Below are 5983 nucleotides of genomic sequence, written 5' to 3'. Positions count from 1 at the left end.
CGCGGTGGCCGCGCTCACCGCCGCCGTGGCGCTGTGGTCCCGCCGCCGCCCCCCGGCGGTCGGCACGGTGACGATGGGCCCCGGCGGCTGGCTCAGCCTCCGCAACACCCCCACCCCCCACCCCCGCTCCCGTTCCGGCCCCCGCCCCTGGTGGGCCCGCCTCCTCCGCGCCCACCCCCTCCCCCGCTGACCCCGCCGCCCCCGCCGCCCCCGCCCCGCCCCGCCCGTACCGCGTCGATCATGAGGTTGACGGCGATGTGGATCTCTGATCGCGCCGCCAACCTCATGATCGACGCGGGCGGGCGGGGCTTTGGTCCCGGGGTGGGGGTACCTGGGGCTCTGCCGGGAGGGGCGCGTGGGGGGCGAGGGTGGGGGTGTGAGGGCGGGCGGAACCGAGGGAGCGAGCATGAGCGGCAACCAGCGCACCGTGGACCCGTGGCGGGGATTCCGGGACGGACCGTGGCGGGAGACCGTCGACGTCGCCGACTTCGTCCGGCGCAACCACGAGCCCTACACCGGCGACGCCACGTTCCTCACCGGCCCGACCGCCCGCACGCTGGCGGTGTGGGACCGGCTGCGGGCCATGTTCCCCGAGGAGCGCCGACGCGGGGTGTACGACGTGGACGCGGCCACCCCGTCGACGATCACCTCGCACGCGCCCGGCTACGTCGACCGGGAACGGGAACTGATCGTCGGGTTGCAGACCGACGCGCCGCTACGCCGGGCGATCATGCCGGCCGGCGGGCTGCGGATGGTGGAGACCGCGCTGCGGGCGTACGGGCGCGAACCCGACCCGCGGGTGCACGAGATCTTCACCCGGTACCGCCGCACCCACAACGACGCGGTCTTCGACGCGTACCCGGAGAGCGTGCTGGCCGCGCGGCGGTCGCACGTGATCACCGGGCTGCCGGACGCGTACGGGCGGGGCCGGATCATCGGTGACTACCGCCGGGTGGCGCTGTACGGGGTGGACCGGCTGGTCGAGGAGCGCCGCGCGCTCAAGGCCGCGCTGGACGACCGGCGCAGCACCGACGACGTGATCCGCGACCGGGAGGAGCTGGCCGAGCAGATCCGCGCGCTCGGCGAGCTGACGGAGATGGCCGCCTCGTACGGCTTCGACATCTCCCGCCCGGCCGCCACCGGACAGCAGGCGATCCAGTGGCTCTACTTCGCCTACCTGGCCGCGACCAAGGAACAGAACGGCGCGGCCATGTCGCTCGGGCGCACCGCCGGCTTCGTCGACGTCTACCTGCGGCGGGACATCGCCGAGGGGCGGCTGGACGAGACCGGCGCGCAGGAACTGGTCGACGACTTCGTGATCAAACTGCGGATCATCCGCTTCCTGCGCACCCCCGAGTACGACCAGCTCTTCTCCGGCGACCCCACCTGGGTCACCGAGTCGCTCGGCGGGATGGGCGCGGACGGCCGCCCGCTGGTCACCCGCACCACGTTCCGCTACCTCCAGACGCTCTACAACCTCGGCCCGGCGCCCGAGCCGAACCTGACCGTGCTCTGGTCGCCGCGGCTGCCCGACGGCTTCAAGCGGTTCTGCGCCCAGGTGTCGCTGGACACCAGCGCCATCCAGTACGAGAACGACGAGCTGATCCGACCCGCGTACGACGACGACGCCGCGATCGCCTGCTGCGTGTCGGCCATGCGCGTCGGCCGGGACATGCAGTTCTTCGGCGCCCGGGCGAACCTGGCCAAGGCGCTGCTCTACGCGGTCAACGGCGGCCGGGACGAGCTGACCGGCGCGCAGGTGGCCCCGCCGACCCCGCCGGTCGGCGGTGAGACGCTCGACTACGACGAGGTGCTCGCCGCGTACGACCGGACGCTGGACTGGCTGGCGCAGACGTACGTGGACGCGTTGAACGTGATCCACCACCAGCACGACAGGTACGCGTACGAGCGGCTGGAGATGGCGCTGCACGACCACCCGGTGCGCCGGTTCATGGCCACCGGCGTCGCCGGCCTCTCGGTCGCCGTGGACAGCCTCTCGGCCATCCGGTACGGCCGGGTGAAGGTGCTGCGCGACGACAGCGGCCTGGCCGTCGACTACGCGGTCGAGGGCGAGTTCCCGACGTACGGCAACGACGACGACCGGGCCGACGAGATCGCGGTGTGGCTGGTCGAGACGTTCGCGGCGAAGCTGCGCCGGCAGCGCACCTACCGCGACGCGGAGCTGACCATGTCGGTGCTCACCATCACCTCGAACGTGGTGTACGGCACGCACACCGGCAACACGCCGGACGGCCGGCGCGCCGGTGAGCCGTTCGCGCCGGGGGCCAACCCGATGAACGGCCGGGACACCCACGGCCTGGTCGCCTCGGCGCTGTCGGTGGCGAAGCTGCCGTACGACGCGGCCCGCGACGGCATCTCGTTGACCGGCACGGTCACCCCCGACGGCCTCGGTCACACCCGCGCGGAGCGGATCGCCAACCTGGCCGGCGTGCTCGACGGGTACACCGACGCCGGCGGGTTCCACCTCAACGTCAACGTGCTGGACCGGGCCACGCTGCTCGACGCGATGGCCCACCCGGAGCGGTACCCGCAGCTCACCGTCCGGGTCTCCGGGTACGCGGTGAACTTCGTCCGGCTCACGCCTGAGCAGCAGCGGGACGTGGTGTCCCGGACCTTCCACGGGTCGCTGTGACCGGCCGCCCGCCGGTGGCGCCCGTCGCGGCGCCACCGGTGCTCCACGGGGCGGTGCACTCCTGGGACACCTCGGTCGGCGTGGACGGGCCGGGCACCCGGTTCGTCGTCTTCCTCGCCGGCTGCCCGCTGCGCTGCCGCTACTGCCACAGCCCGGACACCTGGTACGGCCGCAGCGGCCGGCGCCGCACGGTGGACGAGATGGTGACGCTGGCGACCCGGTACCGGCGGTTCGTCGAGGTGGCCGGCGGTGGCGTCACGGTCAGCGGCGGCGAGCCGCTGCTGCAACCCGCGTTCACCGGGGAACTGTTGCGCCGTTGGCACGACCTCGGCCTGCACACCGCGCTGGACACCTCCGGGTTCCTCGGCGACCGCGCCGACGAGGCGCTGCTGGACGCCACCGACCTGGTGCTGCTCGACGTGAAGGCGGGCAGCCCGGCGACGTACCGGCGGGTCACCGGCACCGGCCGGCTCGCGCCGACGCTGCGGTTCGCCCGCCGGCTGGCCGACCGGGGCACGCCGATGTGGATCCGGTACGTGCTGGTACCGGGGCTGACCGACGCCCCCGACGAGGTGGCCCGGGTGGCCGACGTGGCCGCCGGGCTGGCCACCGTCGAGCGGGTCGAGGTGCTGCCGTTCCACCGGCTCGGCGCGCACAAGTACGCCCAGCTGGGCCTGGCCTTCCCGCTGGCGGACACCGCGCCGCCGGACCCGGAGCTGCTGGCCCGGGTACGCGGCCAGTTCGCCGAGCGCGGCCTGACCGTCACCTGATCCGCCCGGGGCGGCCCTAGGATGAGCGCATGTCTGCCGTACGACGCCGCCGGAGCACCCACCTCGGCACCGCGCTCGCGGACGTGACCGGAGCACGGGCCACCGGCGCCCAGGCGACCGGTGCGGGCGCGACAGGCGCCCGGGCCCTCGGCGCCACGGCCGTCGGCGCGCTGGCGCTGGGCGCGGTGGCGGTGGGCGCCCTGGCGGTGGGCTCGCTCGTGATCGGCCGGCTGGCCGTGCGCCGTGCGGTGATCCGCGAGCTGCGCATCGGCCGGCTGGAGGTGGGCGAGCTGGTCGTGCGGCGCACCACCGACCCGGGTCAGCTCGCCACGGACGTGGGATAGCCGTACAGGTCGAGCAGGCGCACCCGGGACGCCTGGAGGCGGTCCACCACGACGCTCATGAACCGGGCGGTGAGCTGGCGGCCCAACGTGTCGTCGGACTCCATCAGCCGGCGCACCCCGTCCGCGTCCAGCTCGACCGCCGTGCTGCGCTGGGTGGCCACCGCGCCGAACTGCCAGCGGTAGGGCGGGAACAGCCAGGACCAGCCGAGCACCCCGCCGGGCCCGATCGTCTCGATGCCCACGTCGCCGCGGCCGGGCACCGGAAAGTCCAGCGCGACCTGGCCGCCACGGACCAGCCAGAACCGCTCGGCCGGCTGGCCGGCGCGGAACAGCCGGTGCCCGGGGTGCCAGACCACCGGGCGGGCGTACCCGGTGAGCCGGGGCAGCCACTCGTCGGGCAGACCGGCCAGGAACGGGTGGACGCGGAGCATCTCCAGCGGGGTCATGGCGCCTCCACGATCGGCAGAAGGAAGCCGTGGATCCATCACACCCCGTCACACCCCCGTTGCGGAAGGGGCCGATGGTCCCGAGGTGCGCGGGCGCTCGCCCCTGCCCCGGCACGACCCGCCGGACCAGGCTGGAGGTGGACGAAGGAGGACGTGATGACCGACAGATCCGGTGCCCCCGTCGTGGTGGGTGTGGACGGTTCCCCGTCGGCGCTGGACGCGGTCCGGCTGGCCGCACGGGAGGCGGTGGTCCGGCACCGGCCGCTGCGGGTGGTGAACGCGTTCCTGTGGCCGTTGCTCGGCACCCCGCTCGGCCCGGTCGCCGCCACGCTGCCCGACGACGAGCTGCGGCAGGAGGCCGGCAAACTGGTCCAGGAGGCGATCGACGAGGCCCGCAAGGTCGACCCCGACCTGGCGGTGGGCGGGGCGGTGGTGGACGGCGGGCCGGTCGCGGTGCTGCTGCGGGAGAGTCGCGACGCGACGCTGCTCGTGCTGGGCCACCGTGGCCTGGGCGGCTTCGCCGAGCTGTTGGTCGGCTCGGCGGCGGTGCAGCTCTCCGCCCGCGCCGACTGCCCGGTTCTGATCACCCGGGGCGAGGCCCGGGCGGCGGGACCGGTGGTGGTCGGGGTGGACGGTTCCGCGCTGTCGACCGAGGCGGTCGGCTTCGCGTTCGCCGAGGCCGCCCGGCGCGGCACCGACCTGGTCGTCGTGCACACCTGGCTCTATCCGCAGCCGGTGACGCGGCGGGACAGCTACGGCGACATCATGCCCCTGGTGTACGACCCGGAGCGGTTGCGCGCGGACGAGGAGCGGGTGCTCGCCGAGTCGGTGGCCGGCTGGGCGGAGCGCTACCCGGAGGTCACGGTACGGCCGAAACTGATCGCCGCCACCCCGGCCCGGGCGCTGGTCGAGGAGTCCACCGACGCGCAGCTGACCGTGGTCGGTGCGCACGGTCGGGGCGCTCTCGGCGGGCTGCTGCTCGGCTCGGTCAGCCACGCGGTGCTGCACCACTGCCGCAGCCCGCTGGCGATCGTGCGGCACCGGCGGGAAACGGCTGGCTGACCGGTCCGCGCCGACGGGCGCCGGTCGGGTGGGCGGCCACCCGACCGGCGCCCCGATCCGTGGCGTCGGCCGCGCGGCGGGGCCGGGGCGGCCACAATGGCGGGAGTCGACCGAGGGGGTCCCGATGAACCGACCCGTCGTGGCGGGGGTGGACGGATCGCCGTCCAGCCTGGCCGCCGCCGATCTGGCCGCCGCCACCGCCGTCGCGCGGTCCCGGCCCCTGCTGCTGGTGCACGGCTACCTGCACCCGCTCGGCTACGGGGTGCCGCTCAACCCGTACGACCTCGGGGTGCCCGCACCCACCGAGGAGGCGGAGAAGATGCTGGAGCGGGTCGCCGCCGACCTGGCCGATCGGCATCCCGGCCTGCGGGTGCAGGCGCGACAGGTCGCCGGCGGGCCGGGCGCGGCCCTGGTCGAGGAGTCACGCCGGGCCGAACTGGTGGTGGTGGGCAGCCGGGGCGTGGGCGGCTTCGCCGGCCTGCTGCTCGGTTCCGTGGGTGGGCAGCTGGCCCAGCACGGGCACTGCCCGGTGCTGGTGGTCCGCCCGGCCGAGGAGCCGATCCCGGTGGGCGGCCCGGTGGTGGTCGGCGTGGACGGCTCCGACTCCGCGGCGTACGCGGTCGAGCTGGCCGCGGACGAGGCCGACCGCCGCGACGCCGAGCTGGCGCTGGTGCACGTCCGGTCGCCGGAGCAGGGCGCGGTGGCGCC

At 75.1% G+C, this 5983-nt stretch carries 6 protein-coding genes and 1 pseudogene; 6 read left to right on the top strand and 1 reads right to left on the bottom strand.

Annotation, left to right across the window (positions count from 1 at the left end):
• The 4 genes and pseudogenes from HUW36_RS34140 to HUW36_RS23530 form a co-directional block, all read left to right on the top strand.
• Nucleotides 1-190: pseudogene (locus HUW36_RS34140) on the top strand (hypothetical protein); the annotation flags it as partial.
• Nucleotides 191-406: 216 nt separating this feature from the next.
• The gene (pflB, locus tag HUW36_RS23540) at nucleotides 407-2653 is read left to right on the top strand and encodes a formate C-acetyltransferase (RefSeq protein ID WP_174530172.1); all 2247 of its coding nucleotides are present in this window, start codon (nucleotides 407-409) and stop codon (nucleotides 2651-2653) included.
• A 38-nt stretch (nucleotides 2654-2691) separates the two neighbouring features.
• Nucleotides 2692-3423, top strand: coding sequence for a pyruvate formate-lyase-activating protein (gene pflA, locus HUW36_RS23535; RefSeq protein ID WP_174530171.1), 732 nt, complete (start codon nucleotides 2692-2694; stop codon nucleotides 3421-3423).
• A gap of 29 nt (nucleotides 3424-3452) precedes the next feature.
• Entirely contained in the window at nucleotides 3453-3767 is a 315-nt protein-coding gene (locus HUW36_RS23530) for a hypothetical protein (protein WP_217428862.1), read from the top strand.
• Here HUW36_RS23530 and HUW36_RS23525 read toward each other — a convergent pair.
• On the bottom strand, nucleotides 3743-4213 hold the full coding sequence (locus tag HUW36_RS23525; RefSeq protein WP_174530170.1) for a cyclic nucleotide-binding domain-containing protein: 471 nt from the start codon (nucleotides 4211-4213) through the stop codon (nucleotides 3743-3745). The genes HUW36_RS23530 and HUW36_RS23525 overlap by 25 nt on opposite strands.
• A gap of 156 nt (nucleotides 4214-4369) precedes the next feature.
• On the opposite strand from HUW36_RS23525, the gene HUW36_RS23520 reads away from it, so the two are divergent.
• On the top strand, nucleotides 4370-5275 hold the full coding sequence (locus tag HUW36_RS23520; protein WP_174530169.1) for a universal stress protein: 906 nt from the start codon (nucleotides 4370-4372) through the stop codon (nucleotides 5273-5275).
• Nucleotides 5276-5399: 124 nt separating this feature from the next.
• The coding region (locus tag HUW36_RS23515; RefSeq protein ID WP_174530168.1) for a universal stress protein at nucleotides 5400-5983 on the top strand (584 nt) is incomplete at its 3' end.

It is taken from the genome of Micromonospora maritima, assembly GCF_902825405.1.
In the GTDB taxonomy this organism is placed as follows: domain Bacteria; phylum Actinomycetota; class Actinomycetes; order Mycobacteriales; family Micromonosporaceae; genus Micromonospora; species Micromonospora maritima.
This window is presented reverse-complemented; position numbering and strand designations above follow the sequence as displayed.

Excerpts from the sequence above, each read along its gene's own strand:
- pflB (WP_174530172.1), top strand. The coding sequence starts at position 407 with ATGAGCGGCAACCAGCGCACCGTGGACCCGTGGCGGGGATTCCGGGAC.
- HUW36_RS23530 (WP_217428862.1), top strand. The coding sequence starts at position 3,453 with ATGTCTGCCGTACGACGCCGCCGGAGCACCCACCTCGGCACCGCGCTC.
- HUW36_RS23525 (WP_174530170.1), bottom strand. The coding sequence starts at position 4,213 with ATGACCCCGCTGGAGATGCTCCGCGTCCACCCGTTCCTGGCCGGTCTG.
- HUW36_RS23520 (WP_174530169.1), top strand. The coding sequence starts at position 4,370 with ATGACCGACAGATCCGGTGCCCCCGTCGTGGTGGGTGTGGACGGTTCC.